This window comes from Microbacterium sp. LWH13-1.2, from assembly GCF_038397735.1.
Classification (GTDB): Bacteria; Actinomycetota; Actinomycetes; order Actinomycetales; family Microbacteriaceae; genus Microbacterium.
In genome coordinates this window covers 3,083,620-3,098,685 of record NZ_CP151635.1, presented here as the reverse complement: position 1 = coordinate 3,098,685, position 15,066 = coordinate 3,083,620, and the positions used below count along the sequence as shown (strand labels likewise).

At 68.8% G+C, this 15,066-nt stretch carries 16 protein-coding genes; 12 read left to right on the top strand and 4 right to left on the bottom strand.

What is annotated here, in order from left to right; all coding sequences use genetic code 11:
• The first annotated feature begins 20 nt into the window (after positions 1 to 20).
• Entirely contained in the window at positions 21 to 482 is a 462-nt protein-coding gene (locus tag MRBLWH13_RS14895; RefSeq protein ID WP_341955724.1) for a DUF3817 domain-containing protein, read from the top strand.
• A 97-nt stretch (positions 483 to 579) separates the two neighbouring features.
• On the opposite strand, the gene MRBLWH13_RS14890 is transcribed toward MRBLWH13_RS14895, so the two are convergent.
• From MRBLWH13_RS14890 to MRBLWH13_RS14880, 3 genes are read right to left on the bottom strand one after another with little or no spacing between them, the layout of a single operon-like run.
• Positions 580 to 1,254, bottom strand: a complete 675-nt coding sequence (locus tag MRBLWH13_RS14890) for a hypothetical protein (RefSeq protein WP_341955723.1) — start codon at positions 1,252 to 1,254, stop codon at positions 580 to 582.
• A gap of 56 nt (positions 1,255 to 1,310) precedes the next feature.
• The gene (locus tag MRBLWH13_RS14885) at positions 1,311 to 2,258 is read right to left on the bottom strand and encodes an NAD(P)/FAD-dependent oxidoreductase (RefSeq protein ID WP_341955722.1); all 948 of its coding nucleotides are present in this window, start codon (positions 2,256 to 2,258) and stop codon (positions 1,311 to 1,313) included.
• Between the two features lie 49 nt (positions 2,259 to 2,307).
• The gene (locus MRBLWH13_RS14880; protein ID WP_341955721.1) at positions 2,308 to 3,039 is read right to left on the bottom strand and encodes a tyrosine-protein phosphatase; all 732 of its coding nucleotides are present in this window, start codon (positions 3,037 to 3,039) and stop codon (positions 2,308 to 2,310) included.
• Positions 3,040 to 3,218: 179 nt separating this feature from the next.
• Between MRBLWH13_RS14880 and dnaK the strand changes: the two genes are divergently transcribed.
• The 5 genes from dnaK to MRBLWH13_RS14855 all read left to right on the top strand — a co-directional run bounded on the left by dnaK (position 3,219) and on the right by MRBLWH13_RS14855 (position 8,693).
• Positions 3,219 to 5,081, top strand: a complete 1,863-nt coding sequence (gene dnaK, locus MRBLWH13_RS14875; protein ID WP_341955720.1) for a molecular chaperone DnaK — start codon at positions 3,219 to 3,221, stop codon at positions 5,079 to 5,081.
• A 2-nt stretch (positions 5,082 to 5,083) separates the two neighbouring features.
• Entirely contained in the window at positions 5,084 to 5,725 is a 642-nt protein-coding gene (locus MRBLWH13_RS14870; protein WP_341955719.1) for a nucleotide exchange factor GrpE, read from the top strand.
• A gap of 7 nt (positions 5,726 to 5,732) precedes the next feature.
• Positions 5,733 to 6,722: a DnaJ C-terminal domain-containing protein gene (locus MRBLWH13_RS14865; protein ID WP_341955718.1), complete on the top strand. Its 990-nt coding sequence runs from the start codon at positions 5,733 to 5,735 to the stop codon at positions 6,720 to 6,722.
• 57 nt (positions 6,723 to 6,779) lie between these two features.
• Positions 6,780 to 7,211 (top strand): MerR family transcriptional regulator, encoded by a 432-nt coding sequence (locus tag MRBLWH13_RS14860; RefSeq protein ID WP_341955717.1) that lies wholly within the window; start codon positions 6,780 to 6,782, stop codon positions 7,209 to 7,211.
• A gap of 72 nt (positions 7,212 to 7,283) precedes the next feature.
• Positions 7,284 to 8,693, top strand: coding sequence for an FAD-dependent oxidoreductase (locus tag MRBLWH13_RS14855; RefSeq protein ID WP_341955716.1), 1,410 nt, complete (start codon positions 7,284 to 7,286; stop codon positions 8,691 to 8,693).
• A gap of 55 nt (positions 8,694 to 8,748) precedes the next feature.
• On the opposite strand, the gene MRBLWH13_RS14850 is transcribed toward MRBLWH13_RS14855, so the two are convergent.
• Positions 8,749 to 9,393 carry a Pr6Pr family membrane protein gene (locus MRBLWH13_RS14850; RefSeq protein ID WP_341955715.1) on the bottom strand — a complete coding sequence of 215 codons (645 nt, stop codon included), beginning with the start codon at positions 9,391 to 9,393 and terminating at the stop codon, positions 8,749 to 8,751.
• 206 nt (positions 9,394 to 9,599) lie between these two features.
• On the opposite strand from MRBLWH13_RS14850, the gene MRBLWH13_RS14845 reads away from it, so the two are divergent.
• From MRBLWH13_RS14845 to MRBLWH13_RS14820, 6 genes are all read left to right on the top strand, one after another.
• On the top strand, positions 9,600 to 10,040 hold the full coding sequence (locus MRBLWH13_RS14845) for a DoxX family protein (protein WP_341955714.1): 441 nt from the start codon (positions 9,600 to 9,602) through the stop codon (positions 10,038 to 10,040).
• A 105-nt stretch (positions 10,041 to 10,145) separates the two neighbouring features.
• Entirely contained in the window at positions 10,146 to 10,811 is a 666-nt protein-coding gene (locus tag MRBLWH13_RS14840; protein WP_341955713.1) for a GntR family transcriptional regulator, read from the top strand.
• 109 nt (positions 10,812 to 10,920) lie between these two features.
• A complete protein-coding gene (locus MRBLWH13_RS14835; RefSeq protein ID WP_341955712.1) occupies positions 10,921 to 11,889 on the top strand; it encodes a tripartite tricarboxylate transporter substrate binding protein in 969 nt (322 codons plus the stop codon).
• A gap of 79 nt (positions 11,890 to 11,968) precedes the next feature.
• Positions 11,969 to 12,523 (top strand): tripartite tricarboxylate transporter TctB family protein, encoded by a 555-nt coding sequence (locus MRBLWH13_RS14830; RefSeq protein WP_341955711.1) that lies wholly within the window; start codon positions 11,969 to 11,971, stop codon positions 12,521 to 12,523.
• The gene (locus MRBLWH13_RS14825; RefSeq protein WP_341955710.1) at positions 12,520 to 14,175 is read left to right on the top strand and encodes a tripartite tricarboxylate transporter permease; all 1,656 of its coding nucleotides are present in this window, start codon (positions 12,520 to 12,522) and stop codon (positions 14,173 to 14,175) included. Before MRBLWH13_RS14830 ends, MRBLWH13_RS14825 begins: the two co-directional genes overlap by 4 nt.
• Entirely contained in the window at positions 14,172 to 15,041 is an 870-nt protein-coding gene (locus MRBLWH13_RS14820) for a dihydrodipicolinate synthase family protein (RefSeq protein ID WP_341955709.1), read from the top strand. Before MRBLWH13_RS14825 ends, MRBLWH13_RS14820 begins: the two co-directional genes overlap by 4 nt.
• Positions 15,042 to 15,066 lie beyond the last annotated feature (25 nt).

Here is a 15,066-nt window from a genome sequence, read left to right as displayed (position 1 = left end):
GACCCCACCCGAGGAGTCCCGTGTTCCGCACACCCGACCGCCTGTTCCGAGTCCTCGCGATCGCCGAGGCGATCACCTGGACCATTCTCATCTCGGCGATCATCGCCCGTGCCGTCGGTGCGCCCGGCATCGTCGTGACGGTGGGCGGCGGCATCCACGGTTTCGTGTTCCTCGCGTATGCGGCGACCGCCGTGCTCGTCGCGCTGAACCAGCGCTGGCACCTCGGCGTCGCGATCCTCGCCGTGGTCAGCGCGATCGTGCCCTACGCGACGATCCCCATGGAGATCTGGCTGCACCGCACCGGGAGACTGGCCGGCGACTGGCGGCTGGAGCACACCGCCGACCCACGGGACGCCCGGTGGTACGACCGGCTCATGCGGTGGTTCCTGCGCCGTCCGTGGGTGCTCGCGATCCTGCTCGTCGTCGGAATCGTCGCGCTGTACGTGATCCTGCTGCTGGTCGGTCCACCCGGCGGCAAGTGACGTCCGCCCCGAGGCAAGTGACATCCGCCCGGCGGCAAGTGACGTCCGCCCGGCGGCAAGTGACGTCCGCCCCGAGGCAAGTGACGCCCGGCGCGCGTCACTGCACGACGACGGCGTTCTTGTCGATGACCTCGGCCATGGTCGCGTCGATGTCGCCACCCGTGCAGTCGACGATCACGTAGAGTCCGACGCCGGTCGCGGTGAAGGCCCGCGCGGCCATGCTCCAGGTGCGCTCGCCGGCCTCGCCCTCGACCTGACGGTTCTCGACGTCGGTGTTGCCGCCGATCTGGTAGCTGAAGGCGCCGGTCGTCGAGAGCGGTGTGATGGCCGCTGCATCCGCCTCACCCAGGATCACGGCGAGCATCGCGTCGGAGCTGACGCTGTCATCGCCCGCGACCGTCGGCACATCGGGGATGAGCCCCTGCCAGAACTGCGCGGTGCATGTGTCGTCGACCGTGCCGTAGGTCCAGCCGCCGTTGCCGTCGTCGGGCTTGACGATCTTCCAGCCGTCGTCGACCACGAAGCCGTCTCCCCACTGGATGTAGGCCGTGGCGGGCAGGTCGGCCCCCGCAGCGAAGGTCAGCGACGAGGGCAGGTCTCCGGACGGCTGCTCGGTCGGGCTCGCGGTGGGGGCCGGGTCGGGGCCGTCGCCGTCGGGGGTGTTCACGGGGATCTGCGCGTACAGGCATCCGCTGAGCGGCAGCACTGCCAGGGCGACCGCGGAGGCTGCGGCGAGGCGGACGAGCGGGGAGACCTGCGAGATGCGCGTCATGCCGGTCAGCCTAGCCGGGCCTGCGCGCCCCTGCGGGACGATTCCGGGCAGGGCTGTCAGTGCGCGGATGCGATGCCGACGGCATCCTGCACCATCACCGAGGCGACGCGCGCCCCCGCTCCCGCCGCGACGATCAGCTGCTGCGGGCCGGGGATCGCCGCATCGCCGGCGGCGTAGAGCCCGGGGACGTCGGTGCGCCCCGAGCGGTCGGTCACGAGATGGCCGTCGGGATCGATCGACGGCGCGAAGCCGCGCAGGAACGACAGATCGGTCTCCCACTCCGGCCGCACGAACCCGCCCTCGACCGGGATGACGGCTCCGTCGTCGAGCCTGATCGCCTCGATGCGGCCGCGATCGCCGACGAGTTCGGAGATCGGATGACGCGCGACCGCGACGCCCGCCGCGGCCAGCTCGGCCTCCTGCGCGCTCGTCACGGTGTCGGCGCCGAGCGTGAAGACGGTGAGATCCTCGGTCCAGCGTGCGATGAGCCGGGCGCGGTCGGCGAGGTCGCCCGTCGTGCCGATGAGCGCGAGTCGTCTCCCGCGCATCTCCCACGCGTCGCAGGCCGCGCAGCTGAACAGGCTGATGCCGTAGAAGCCGCGCAGGTTGGGCACGTCGGGGAGGGTCTCGCGCAGCCCGGTGGCGAGCAGCACCGAGTGCGCGGTGACGATGTCGGTCGGGTCCTTGCGACCGATGGACGCCGTGAACCGGCGTCGCCCCCCGCCGGCGGCGTCCGCTCTCGACAGTTCGAGCACTCGCACGCGGGTGCGCACCTCGATGTTCGGGTAGGCGGCGAGCTCCGCGCGCGCGATGCGCCGCAGCTCGTGAGGGGGCACCCCGTCGCGGGTGAGGAAGCCGTGCGAGTTCAGAGTGGCGGCGTTGCGGGGACGGTCCGCGTCGACGACGAGCACGCGCATGAGCGAGCGTCCGAGATTCAGCGCGGCGGAGAGCCCGGCGGGGCCGCCGCCGATCACGAGCACGTCGTAGGCGTCCGTGTCAGTCATCAGTGCCCTTCTGTCACGTCCAGTCTGCCACCTCGCGACTGAGGGTCACCTAACTCGGGTTGCGACCGCGGCTGGGCACGGAGTTCCGCCACGTGCGCAGTGCGACCACGACGCCCCGGTCGAGCCCTGCCGACCTCGACCATTCCTCGAGGTCCAGCGACTCGTACGCGTCGGCGAACGCGGACTCCGGTGTGTGGCCGAAGCGCGTCAGCACCGCTCGGCGTTCCTCGGCGTGCTGCGATCTGCTGCGGAGCGCCTCCATCCTGGTCGCGTTCGCGAACGAGGTCGCATAGTCACGGCGCGCGGCCTCGGTCGTCACATCGAGCGCGCGCAGCAGGATCATCGCGACGAGACCGGTGCGATCCCATCCGGCTGCGCAATGGAACAGGATGCCGCCGGGGCGCGCCGTCGCGATCGCCTGCAGCACCCCCGCCATTCGATGGGGCAGATCGGTGAGATGCGGCCCGTAGTAGAGGGGAGTGCCCCAGCGGCCGTCGGCCTCGAGCGGCTCCCAGAAGGCGCGTTCGTCCCCGTCGAGATCGACGGCGATCAGGTCGATGTCGTCGGGCACGCCGGTCGTCCGCTCATCCGGTCGCCGCAGGTCGATCACGGTCGTGACCCTGTGTTCGCGTAGGAGGTTCCATCCCTCGGACGACACGAGATCAGGGGCATCGGAGCGGATGAAGACGCCATGCGGGGTGACGCTGCCGTCCCGGCGTGGCAGACCCCCGAGGTCGCGCGCATTCGCGAGGCCGGGGATGTCGAGGGGCAGTTGGCTCACGCCGGGATTCTTGCACGACGGCCTGATTCCGAACCTCGAATCCAAAGTTGAGCCAGTTCATATCAACTTTGTTTGACAGCATCCGGAGGTCGGAGTACAGTTGAGTCATCGCGACTCAGGTTTCCCTGATCGCCCCGGATTTCCAGACCACATCAACCTCAGCAACAAAGGAGAATCACATGGCACGTGCTGTTGGAATCGACCTCGGTACGACGAACTCCGTCGTCAGCGTCCTCGAGGGTGGCGAGCCGAAGGTCATCGCCAATGCCGAGGGCTTCCGCACCACCCCGTCGGTCGTCGCCTTCACGAAGGACGGCGAGGTGCTCGTCGGCGAGACCGCGAAGCGCCAGGCCGTCACGAACGTCGACCGCACCATCGCATCCGTCAAGCGTCACATGGGCACCGACTGGTCGTTCGACGTCGACGGCAAGAAGTGGACGCCGCAGGAGATCTCCGCGCGCATCCTCCAGAAGCTCAAGCGCGACGCCGAGTCCTACCTGGGTGACACGGTGACGGATGCCGTCATCACGGTCCCCGCGTACTTCAACGACGCCGAGCGTCAGGCCACCAAGGAGGCCGGCGAGATCGCGGGACTCAACGTCCTGCGCATCATCAACGAGCCCACCGCGGCAGCTCTCGCCTACGGCCTCGACAAGGGCAAGGAAGACGAGCTCATCCTGGTCTTCGACCTCGGTGGCGGAACGTTCGACGTCTCGCTGCTCGAGGTGGGCAAGGACGACGACTTCTCGACCATCCAGGTGCGCTCCACCGCCGGTGACAACCGCCTCGGCGGTGACGACTGGGACCAGCGCCTCGTCGACCACCTGATCAAGCAGTTCAAGGAGACCACGGGCGTCGACGTCTCGGGCGACAAGATCGCCCTGCAGCGCCTGAAGGAGGCTGCGGAGCAGGCCAAGAAGGAGCTCTCCTCCTCGACCTCGACCAGCATCAACCTGCCGTACCTGTCGCTGACCGAGTCGGGCCCCGTCTCGCTCTCCGAGACCATCACCCGCGCGAAGTTCGAGGACCTCACCAAGGACCTGCTCGACCGCACCAAGAAGCCGTTCGAGGACGTCATCCGCGAAGCCGGCATCAAGGTCGCCGACATCGATCACATCGTGCTCGTGGGTGGATCGACCCGCATGCCCGCCGTCGCCGAGCTCGTCAAGCGCGAGACCGGCAAGGAGGCCAACAAGGGCGTCAACCCCGATGAGGTCGTCGCCGTGGGTGCCGCCCTCCAGGCAGGTGTCCTCAAGGGCGAGCGCAAGGACGTCCTGCTCATCGACGTCACCCCCCTCAGCCTCGGCATCGAGACCAAGGGCGGCATGATGACCAAGCTCATCGAGCGCAACACGGCCATCCCGACCAAGCGCAGCGAGACCTTCACCACGGCAGACGACAACCAGCCGTCCGTCGCGATCCAGGTCTTCCAGGGCGAGCGCGACTTCACCCGCGACAACAAGCCGCTGGGAACGTTCGAGCTCACCGGAATCGCCCCGGCTCCCCGTGGCATCCCGCAGATCGAGGTCACGTTCGACATCGACGCCAACGGCATCGTGCACGTGTCCGCCAAGGACAAGGGCACCGGCACCGAGAAGTCGATCGTCATCTCCGGCGGCTCGTCGCTGTCGAAGGAGGACATCGAGCGCATGGTGCGCGAGGCCGAGGAGCACGCGGCAGAAGACAAGGCGCGCCGCGAGGCCGCTGAGGTCCGCAACCAGGCCGAGACGCTCGCGTACTCGATCGACAAGCTGATCACCGAGAACGACGACAAGCTGCCCGAAGACGTCAAGACCGAGGTCAAGGCCGACGTCGACGCTCTGAAGACGGCTCTGGCCGGCGAAGACGACGAGGCCGTGAAGACCGCGTTCGACAAGCTGAACCAGTCGCAGGGCAAGATCGGCGAGGCCATCTACGCACAGTCCCAGGCAGAGGGCGCCCCGAGCGCCGACGCCGCGGGCGAGGCTCCGGCCGATGACAGCTCCTCCGACGAGGACGTCATCGACGCCGAGGTCGTCGACGACGAGGACGAGAAGAAGTAATCATGACGGACAAGAACTTCGAAGGTGACGACGAGGTTCGCAGCGAGGGGTCGGATGCTCAGGCATCCGGCCCCGCGCCGCAGAATCCCGACTCGCGCGAGGCCGCGGCCGCAGAAGGATCCGACGAGACGCCGATCGACGGCGCGCCCGACGATCTGACGGTCGACGACATCCTCGGCGCCACCCAGACCGGCGAGGCCGCAGCAGAAGACGCTGTGCTCGCCGACCTGGAGTCGACGCTGCTGAACGACCTCAAGCGCCTCCAGGCCGAGTACGCCAACTACCGCCGCCGCACCGAAGAGCAGCGTCAGGTCGAGATCGAGCGCGCCAAGGGCGAGGCCGCCAAGGGCCTCATCCCCGTGCTCGACGATCTCGACCGCGCCGCTCAGCACGGTGATCTGGTCGAGGGAACTCCCTTCGCCGTGATCGCCGGCAAGGTGCGCACGGTGGTGGAGCGGCTCGGTGTCGTCTCGTACGGCGAGAAGGGCGAGGAATTCGACCCGCAGCGCCACGAGGCGATCTTCCAGCAGCCCACGCCGGGCGCCGACAAGACCACGGTGCTCGAGGTCGTCGAGGTGGGTTACCGCCTCGGTGACGTCGAGCTGCGTCCCGCGAAGGTCGTCGTCGCCGTACCCGCAGAGTAGGTGATCGATGGCTAGCCAGGACTGGTTCGACAAGGACTTCTACAAGACCCTCGGGGTCTCGAAAGACGTCAGCGACGCCGATCTCAAGAAGACGTACCGAAAGCTCGCTCGCAAGTATCACCCCGACTCCAATCAGGGCGATTCGAAGGCCGAGGCGAAGTTCAAAGAGATCAGCGAGGCGTACTCGGTGCTCTCTGACGCCGAACAGCGCAAGGAGTACGACGAGATCCGCGCGATGGGCTCGGGCGCACGCTTCACGGCGGGCGGCACGGGTGCAGGAGGCTTCGAAGACGTCTTCAGCCGGTTCGGGCAGCAGGGGCGCGGGCAGCAGCAGTCCGCTGACTTCGAGGACATCTTCGCGATGTTCAACCAGGGTCAGGGCGGTTCGTTCGGCTCCGGTCGGTTCGGGCAGACGTCCGGCGGGTACCGAGGCTTCGGCGGCCCCCAGAAGGGCGCCGACGTCACGGCGCGCACCACGCTCGACTTCGCCACCGCCGTGCAGGGTGAGACCATCAGCCTGCAGGGCGACGACGGCAAGCCGTTCAAGGTGAAGATCCCGGCCGGTGTGGCCGACGGTCAGAAGATCAGGCTCCGCGGACGCGGTCGCCCCTCGCCCGACGGCGGGGAGAACGGCGACGTCGTGGTGCAGATCGCGGTGCGACCGCATCCGGTGTTCACCCGCGAAGGGCTGAACCTGCGCGTGGTCGTACCGGTGACGTTCACCGAGGCCGCGCTCGGTGCGACCATCGAGGTCCCCACGCTCAGCGGCGACACGGTCAAGCTCCGCGTCGCGCCCGGCACCCCGTCAGGACGCGTGCTGCGCGTCAAGGGTCGGGGAGTGACGACCAGCAAGGGCACGGGCGACCTGCTCGCCGAGCTGCAGATCGCGGTGCCGTCGCACCTCGACGATGCCGCTCGTGAGGCGCTGGAGAAGTTCCAGTCCCTCGAGCCCGCCGAGAATCCGCGCGCCGACCTCATTGCGAAAGCGCGCCGATAGAGAATCAGCGGAAGAGACAGATGACGAACGCGAACACCGAGGAAGAGGTGATCCCCTGTGGCTGACCAGCGCATGGACGCCGACACCCCGGTGTTCGCGATCGCCGTCGCTGCCGAGCTCGCGGGAATGCACCCGCAGACTCTGCGACAGTACGACCGCATCGGACTCGTGGTGCCCGGTCGCACATCCGGCGGCTCGCGCCGGTACTCCACACGCGACATCGAGCAGCTCCGCGAGGTCGCCCAGCTGTCGTCTGAAGGCGTGAGTCTTCCGGCCATCGCGCGACTCCTCGACCTCGAGGATGAGAACCGGATGCTGCGCCGCCGCGTCGTCGAACTCGATGCCGCCCTGCGGGCCGAGCGAGAAAGCCGCCCCGGTGTCCGTGTGTTCGCCGCCGGTGCGTCGGGAGTCATCCCGATGCCGAACGGCCGCCGCATGCGCCGCTCGGCAGAGGTCGTCCTCTGGCGCCCGGGTGGCGGGCGGGACTGACCTCCCGCTTCATCGCATCTTCCCCGCACCCGCGCATCCATCCGCGCGCGGTATCGTTGCGACACGATGAGGATGACGCGTCGCACACTGCTGATCGGCGCCGGAGCCGGTGTCCTGGGAGTCCTGCTGGCCTCCTGCACGCCCGAGCCGGCGCCGTCACCCACGCCCGACCGCTCGCCGACACCGAAGCCGACGAGCGACGCGATCAGCCCGGCGGCGTTCGCCCGCAGCTCCTGGTCGACGGACCCCTTCGCGCTCGGCGCCGCGAGCTTCACGCCCGTCGGCACTCAGGCGACGGCCCGCGACGCGCTGGCCGAGCCGATCGATGGCCGCCTGTTCCTGTCGGGCGAGGCGACCGACTCGGAGGGGCCCGGCACGATGGCCGCTGCGCTCCGATCGGGGGAGCGGGCCGCCGAGCAGCTTCTGCGCGCCGCCGACGCCGGTGAACGCGTCGCGGTCATCGGTGCGGGACTCGCGGGTGCGACCGCCGCCTCGAGACTCGTCGCCGAGGGGTTGCAGGTCACGGTCTTCGAGGCGCGCGACCGTGTCGGGGGGCGCATCCACTCGGTCGTCGACGACAAGGCCTGGCCGTTTCCTGCGCAGCTGGGCGGCTGGCTCGTCGGCGCCTCCGACGGCGCTCTGCTCGATTCTCTGAACGCGCTCGACATCCGCACCGCACAGATCGCCGGATCCCTGTGGCGATCGAGCGAGGGCGACGTCGACGCGGTATCCGCCGAGCCCGTGCAGGCCGCGATCGCCACGGCCCAGCAGGGGCTGACCGACACCTCGCTCGAGGATGCGCTCACGGCGGCCGGTGCCGATCCGACCGAGCCGGGGCTCGCGGCCCTGCTTGCCGCGATCTCGGCGTCGTCCGGGGCCGACGCCGCGGATGCGTCGACCTGGTTCCCGCCGATCCTCCCCGCCGACGAGTACAGCGCACCTCTGGGTGACCTGACACCCGTGATCGAGGGCCTGCTCGAGGGCGCCAAGCTCAGTCTGTCGTCGCCGGTCGGCCGGGTCGCGTATGACGAGGCCGGGGTCAGTCTCGGCATCGCGTCGGGAGAATCGCTGTCGTTCGACCGGGTGCTCATCACGGTGCCGCTCGGCGTGCTCAAGAGCGAGGGGCTGCAGTTCGCCCCTGCGCTGCCGTTCGGGCACCGTGGCGCGATCGACGACCTGGGCATGGGGCGGATCGAGACCGTGTGGCTGCGTTTCGACGATCCGCTCACTGCGGCGGCCCCGCCTGCGGAGGGTGACACGGATGCCGAGACGGATGCCGCCGTCGACCCGTCGCTCTGGCATGTCGTCGGCGGTGACGCCCTGATCCGCACCTGGATCAACCTCGCCCCGGCGACCGGCGAGAACGTCGTGGTGGGCCTCGTCGGGGGAGACGCGGCGGCGGACTTCGCCGAGCTCGACGATCAGAAAGCGCTGGAGGCGGCCATCGCGTCGCTCGCGCCCTTCCTGACGGCGCCTGCCTGACCGGCATCCCGCCGCAGACCGCATCCCTCACGCCGCCCGCCACAGACGGCAGACCTCAGACCTCGGGGCGCTCGTGCCCTCGCCGTCGCATCCTGCTGACGAGCACGATCACGGTGGCGACCAGGGCGAAGATCGCGAGCGCGATGCCGCTGGTGATCAGGAACTCCGGGGGGCCCGACACCTGCCGCGGGTCGAGGAAGTAGTACGGATACCAGCCCACCGAGGGGCCGCGCCACAGTGTCACGCCACCCCATGCGAGGGGGAATGCGAGCGCGGTCGGCACCACCCACCACGGCACTCCACGATGCCCGGGCGTGAGCACCCAGGCGATCGCCGTGCACGCGGGCAGCCAGAAGTGCAGCACCTGATCCGACCACGGCACGTCGACCCGGATGCCGCGCAGACCCGCCTGCCAGACGATCAGAGCGAAGGCGAGACCGGCGGTGATCGTCCAGGTGAGCACGAGTGCCAGCGACACCGTGAACCACCGCGGATCGGTGGCGCGGATGAAAGCCAGCACCGCCCCGGTCAGCAGCACCACGACGAGTGCGCAGTTGGACTGCACGGTGAGGTAGGCGAAGAAGTTCTCTCCGGCGATCGTCCGCGAGCTCAGCCCCCAGAAGAGCCGATGCACGAGTGCGACCGTGCAGACGGTGGCTGTGGCCAGGCGCAGCACGCCGAAGAGCGATCGTGCCCTCACCTTCGCCCCTGCCCCTTCCCGGCTTCGCCCATCGTCCTCCCCGACGCGAATCGCGCCATCCGGCGAGTCTACGGAAGCCCGCGGGGGCGAAGGCTGCGGCGACCCGCGTTCAGGAGATGGAAAAGTGCTCTTCCTAGCGTGAGAGCAGGGATCGACCCTGCTCCGCGCCTGGCGCGCGGTGTCCTGCCACGAAGGAACACCTCCTCATGACGAACACCACCGCCCCCTCTGCCGCCACTTCGCTCGGACTCCTCGTCCTCCGCGTGGTCGTCGGCGCCGTCTTCGCCGCTCACGGAGCGCAGAAGATCTTCGAATACACGATCCCGGGAACCATCGGCAGTTTCTCAGGCATGGGGGTGCCCCTGCCCGAGATCGCCGCACCCGTCGTGGCGTTCGTCGAGCTGATCGGCGGAATCCTTCTGGCGCTCGGCCTCTTCACGCGGCCTGTCGGGATCCTGCTCGCGGTCGACATGATCGTCGCCCTCTTCGCCGTGCACCTTCCCGCCGGACTCTGGGTCGGTGAGGGCGGCTACGAGTTCGTCGCCGTGCTCGGCGTCGCCGCACTCGCGCTGGCGTTCACCGGCGCCGGGCGCTTCTCACTCGACGGCGCGTTCCTGCGCGGTCGCGTGCCGGCCTGGCTCAGCTGACCGCGAGGTCGTGCTCGGCGGGAGTCGAGGGAGGGAGCGCCGTCGAGGCGCTCCCTCTGCTGTCTCGCCCGTGTGTATCCTGTCAACAGTTAACAGGAGGTCACCGTGACAGACACCGTCAAGCGTGGGGAGTCACTCGGCGCGCAGGTGGCGCAGGTGCTGCGCCAGCGAATCGTCCGCGGGGAGCTGGCGCGCGGTGCGCGCATCACCGAAGAGGCGCTCGCCGAGGAGTTCTCGGTGAGCAGAGGGCCGATCCGCGACGCACTCACCCAGCTCAGCTTCGAGAAGCTCGTCGAGGTGCAGCGACCGCGCGGCGTGTACATCACCGGACTCTCGCAGGACGACGTCGATCAGCTGTACAGCCTGCGCGGCGCGCTCGAGCAGCTGGCGCTCTCCCGGGCCATGAGGGTCGATGACGACGCGCGCTGGGCGGCGATGGTCGCCGCCGTCGGGCGCATGGGGGCCGCGGCCGACAGCGGTGATCACGCGGCCTTCGTCGCCGCCGACCTCGAGTTCCACTCCGAGATCTACGCGCTGGCCGACCACCCGCGACTGCAGGGTGCCTGGAGCCAGTACCTGCCGACGTTCGCCTCGCTCCTCGAAGTCACGATCAACCACGACGACGACCTCCACGAGTCGTCGGAGGATCACCGGAAACTGATGGACGTGATGCGCTCCGGCACCCCGGAGGAGGCCGCCGCGGTGCTGACCGCCCATCTCGACGGCGCCCGCGATCGGATGCTGAGCGAGCTCGCCGACCGCCAGACCTGATCGCGCACGGTCTGAACGATGGTCATCCCTGTAAGTGTTGACTGTTAACAGTCAACACTGCTACGGTCATGGTGTCGACAACACGGTCGACCCACGTAGAGGAGCAAAGATGCCCCGCACGCGCATCACCCGTGCCGCCGCCGCACTCGCGGCCGTCGCCGCCACCGCTCTCGTCCTGTCGGCCTGCACGAAGGTCGAAGAGGGTGAAGACGCGGAATCCGCCTTTCCCGAGAACGACATCCGCCTGATCATCCAGGCGAACCCCGGCGGCGGATCCGACCTGTCGTCGCGTGCACTCGCGACCGAGCTCGAAGGAATCCTCGGCGTCAGCGTCATCCCCGAGAACATGCCGGGCGCAGCCGGCGCCCTCGCGATGGAGTACGTCGGCGCGCAGGATCCGGACGGCTACGTCATCGGCTTCGCTCCGGTCGAGATCGCGATGCTCAACACCACGCAGAGCGCGAACGTGCTGCCGGAGGACTTCGACCTTCTGGGCCAGATCATGCTCGCGCCCGGTGTCGTCACGGTCGGCGCGAACAGCGGCATCGAGACTCTGGAAGACCTGGTCGCCCAGGCGAAGTCCGGGGCCGTCACTGTGGCCAACTCCGGCGCCGGCTCGATCTGGGAGGCCGCGACCATCGGCCTCGGCGATGCGACCGACTCGACCTTCACGCCCGTGCCGTACGACGGAGGAGCCACGGCCGTCGCAGCCGCAGCCTCGGGCGAGACCGTCGCCGCCGTCTCCGGTCTCGGTGAGGCACTCGCGCAGGGCGAGGCCGTGCGCATCCTGGGCGTCATGAACGACGAGCGCCACCCGGATGCCGAAGACGTCCCCACCGTCGACGAGGCGATCGGCGAAGACGTGGTCTTCGGCGGCTGGGGCGGCATCTACGCTCCGAAGGGCCTGCCGGACGACGTGAAGAGCGAGCTCGAGGCGGCCGTCAAGGAGGCCGTCGAGTCCGACACCTACCAGCAGTTCCAGAAGGACGCCGGCAACCTCGTGGTCTACCGCGACTCCGCCGAGTGGACCACCTTCGTGAACGAGCAGTTCGACCTCTTCAAGGACCTCCTGGGCTGACCGGCCCGGGAATGCGGGGCCGGTCTCATCGCCGGCCCCGCACCGTCCCCGCCGCACGCCAGACCAGGGAAGGAGAACCATGTCCCACGCCGAGTCCACCCCCGCGGTCGACCACACCGATCGGGTCGAGCAGGACGAACACCAGGGTGCGCCCGCGTCGAGACCGCTCGAGATCGTCTTCGGGGTCGTCTCCCTGGCCTTCAGCGCGGGCTATCTGTTCCTCACCACGCAGATCCCGTTGCGCCGTGAAGCCCTCCCCGGCCAGATCGACGCACGCTTCTGGCCCATGGTCATCGCCGTCACGGCCGTCGTCATCTCCCTCGCCGTCCTGGCGATCGCGATCACGCGTCCGGCTCCCGGCCGCGAGGACCTCGACCGCATCCAGCCGGGTGGCACGACCCGCGTCATCCTCACCCTCGCGATCGCCTCAGCCTTCATCGCCGTGTGGTCGCTCGGATCCGTCATCCTCTTCGGCTACCGCATCGAGGTCTTCCCGATCGCCGCCGCCGTGCTGATGGCCGCCCTCATGCTCCTCTACGGTCACCGCCGCTGGCTGAGCCTGATCATCTACTCCGCCTCCGTCACGGCGTTCGTCTACGTCGTGTTCGGCATGCTCCTGAGGATCCCGCTGTGAACGCGCTCATGGAGGGGCTGAACTCGCTCCTCGACATCTCGATCCTGCTCTACATGCTCGTGGGACTCCTGCTCGGCTTCATGGTCGGAGCCTTCCCCGGCATCACTGCGACCATGGCGGTCGCGCTCGCCGCAGGTTTCACCCTCACCCTCGAGCCCGTCCAGGGTCTCGCCGTGCTGCTGACGATCTACGTCGCAGCCAACTTCGGCGACCGGGTGCCCTCGATCCTCATCAACACCCCGGGCACTCCCGCCTCGATCGCGACGACTCTCGACGGCTATCCGATGGCGAAACAGGGACGTGCAGGTCTCGCGCTCACGATCTCGGCGATCGTCTCGGCCGTCGGCATCCTCGCCTCGCTCGTGCTCTTCGCGGTCGCCGCAGTGCCGATCGCGAGCTTCGCCCGCGACTACTTCAAGTCGCCCGAGCTGTTCGCGCTGGTGATCTTCGGCATCTCGATCATGATCGGCATCTCGTCGAAGTCGATGCTCAAGGGCATCCTCGCCGGCCTCTTCGGTCTGATGCTCGGCACCGTCGGGACGTACGCCGCGACCGCAGACCAGCGCTTCACGTTCGGGGTGCTCGAACTCGTCGAGGGCGTGAACTTCATCGCCGTGATCATCGGTCTCTTCGGCATCGCCGAGCTCTTCGACCAGCTGCTCACGTACCGGAAGTCGAACGTGCGCCCCATCTCGAGCCTCGGGCGCTGGTGGCCGAATCGCTCGGAGCTGAAGCAGAGCGGACGCGCCACTGCCGTCGGCGGCGCCGTCGGACTCGGCGTCGGGCTCATCCCCGCGGCCGGTGGCGACATCGCAGGCCTCATCGGATGGGAACGCGCGCGCAAGGCGTCGAAGCACCCCGAGATGTTCGGCAAGGGATCCATCGAGGGCGTCGCCGCCTCCGACACGGCGTCCAGCGCGACGCTCGGCGGCTCGCTCACGACCACGATGGCGCTCGGCATCCCGGGTGACTCGGTGATGGCCGTGATGATCGGCTCGATGATCATCTGGGGCATCACGCCCGGGCCGACGCTCTTCACCAACCGTCCCGACCTCGTCGTCTCGATCGTCGGCATCATGCTCGTCGCGACGCTGCTGTCCCTGGCGCTGAGCCTCGTCCGGATGAAGGGCATGGTGAAGCTGCTCGACGTGCCGCAGCCGTACCTGTGGAGCGGCATCCTGATCTTCTGCATCATCGGCACGTATGCCACCTCGAACAGTCTCTCGACCGTCGTGACGATGCTCGTCTTCGGCGTGATCGGAGTTCTGCTCAAGCGGATGCAGGTACCCGCGGGTCCCATCGTGCTCGGCCTTCTCCTCGGCCCGCTCGCCGAGGAGAACCTGGCTCGAACGCTGGCGATCCTCCCGACCCGACCGTTCTTCGAGGTCGTGAGCCCGATCGCGATCGTGCTGCTCGCTCTCGCGGTGCTCTCGATCGTGATGCCGGCCATCCGCGCCGCCCGTACACCCCGTGCGGAGCGCGCCTCGCTGGAGGACTCGATCCTGCAGGCCGAGAGCCGCGAGCAGATCGAGAAGGCGCACGGCGAGCTCGCCGCAGATCCGGATCTGCTCACCTCGACCGTCCGCAACGTCGACGCTCCCGCGCGGCGGCCGCGAAAGACCCGAAAGAACCCCAAGGAGAACGAGAAGTGACCCGCTACGACATCCTCACCGCCGTGCCGACCGCCTTCCACAGCGACGGTGCACTCGACCTCGAGGGGTCACGAGCGATCTTCCGCTTCGTCGCCGGATCAGGCAACGAGGGTGCGTTCATCCTCGGCACCACGGGCGAATTCCCCGCGATCGACGCGACCGAGTTCGCCGCGATCGTCGAGGCTGCGCTGGCCGAGCTGAAGGATCGCATGCGCGTCGTCGTGCATGTCGGTCAGCCGAGTGCGTTCGAGGCGCTGCGTCTCGTCGAGATCGCGAAGGGCCTCGGTGCGACCGAGTTCGCCGCGCTCACCCCCTATTACCTGAAGGCCACCGACCAGTCGATCTTCGAGTACTTCGAAGCGCTGTCGGCGGCGGTCGGCGACGGTCGGCTCTACGTCTACATCTACCCGGCCCGCAGCGGCAATCCGGTGTCGGTCGAGCTGCTGACGCGCCTGGCCGCGCTGCCGAACATCGTGGGCGCGAAGGTCAGCGAACTGTCTCTCGACGAGATCGCCGCCTACCGGGCTGCGGTCCCGGCCGACTTCGACCTCTACACCGGCGCTGACCGCGACCTGATCGCGGCGGTCCGCTCGGGCGCGCAAGGGGTCGTCTCCGGGGTCTCCTCCGTCACTCCGAAGCCGTTCCGTGCATTGGCCGACGCCGGCCGCTCCGGCGATGCGGACGCGATCGCCGCAGCCCAGGCCGCCGTCGACGATGTCGTGTCGCTGATCGGTGGCGACATGGCACGCATGAAGGAGGCCTACCGCGTGCTCGACGTCGTCGACACGCACTGCCGCATGGCGATCGCGGAGCCGACGGATGCCGAGCGACAGGCCGTCGCGCAGGTGGTGGCCGCGCACCGTTAGACGCGTTCGTCGGAAAGGGCGGCAG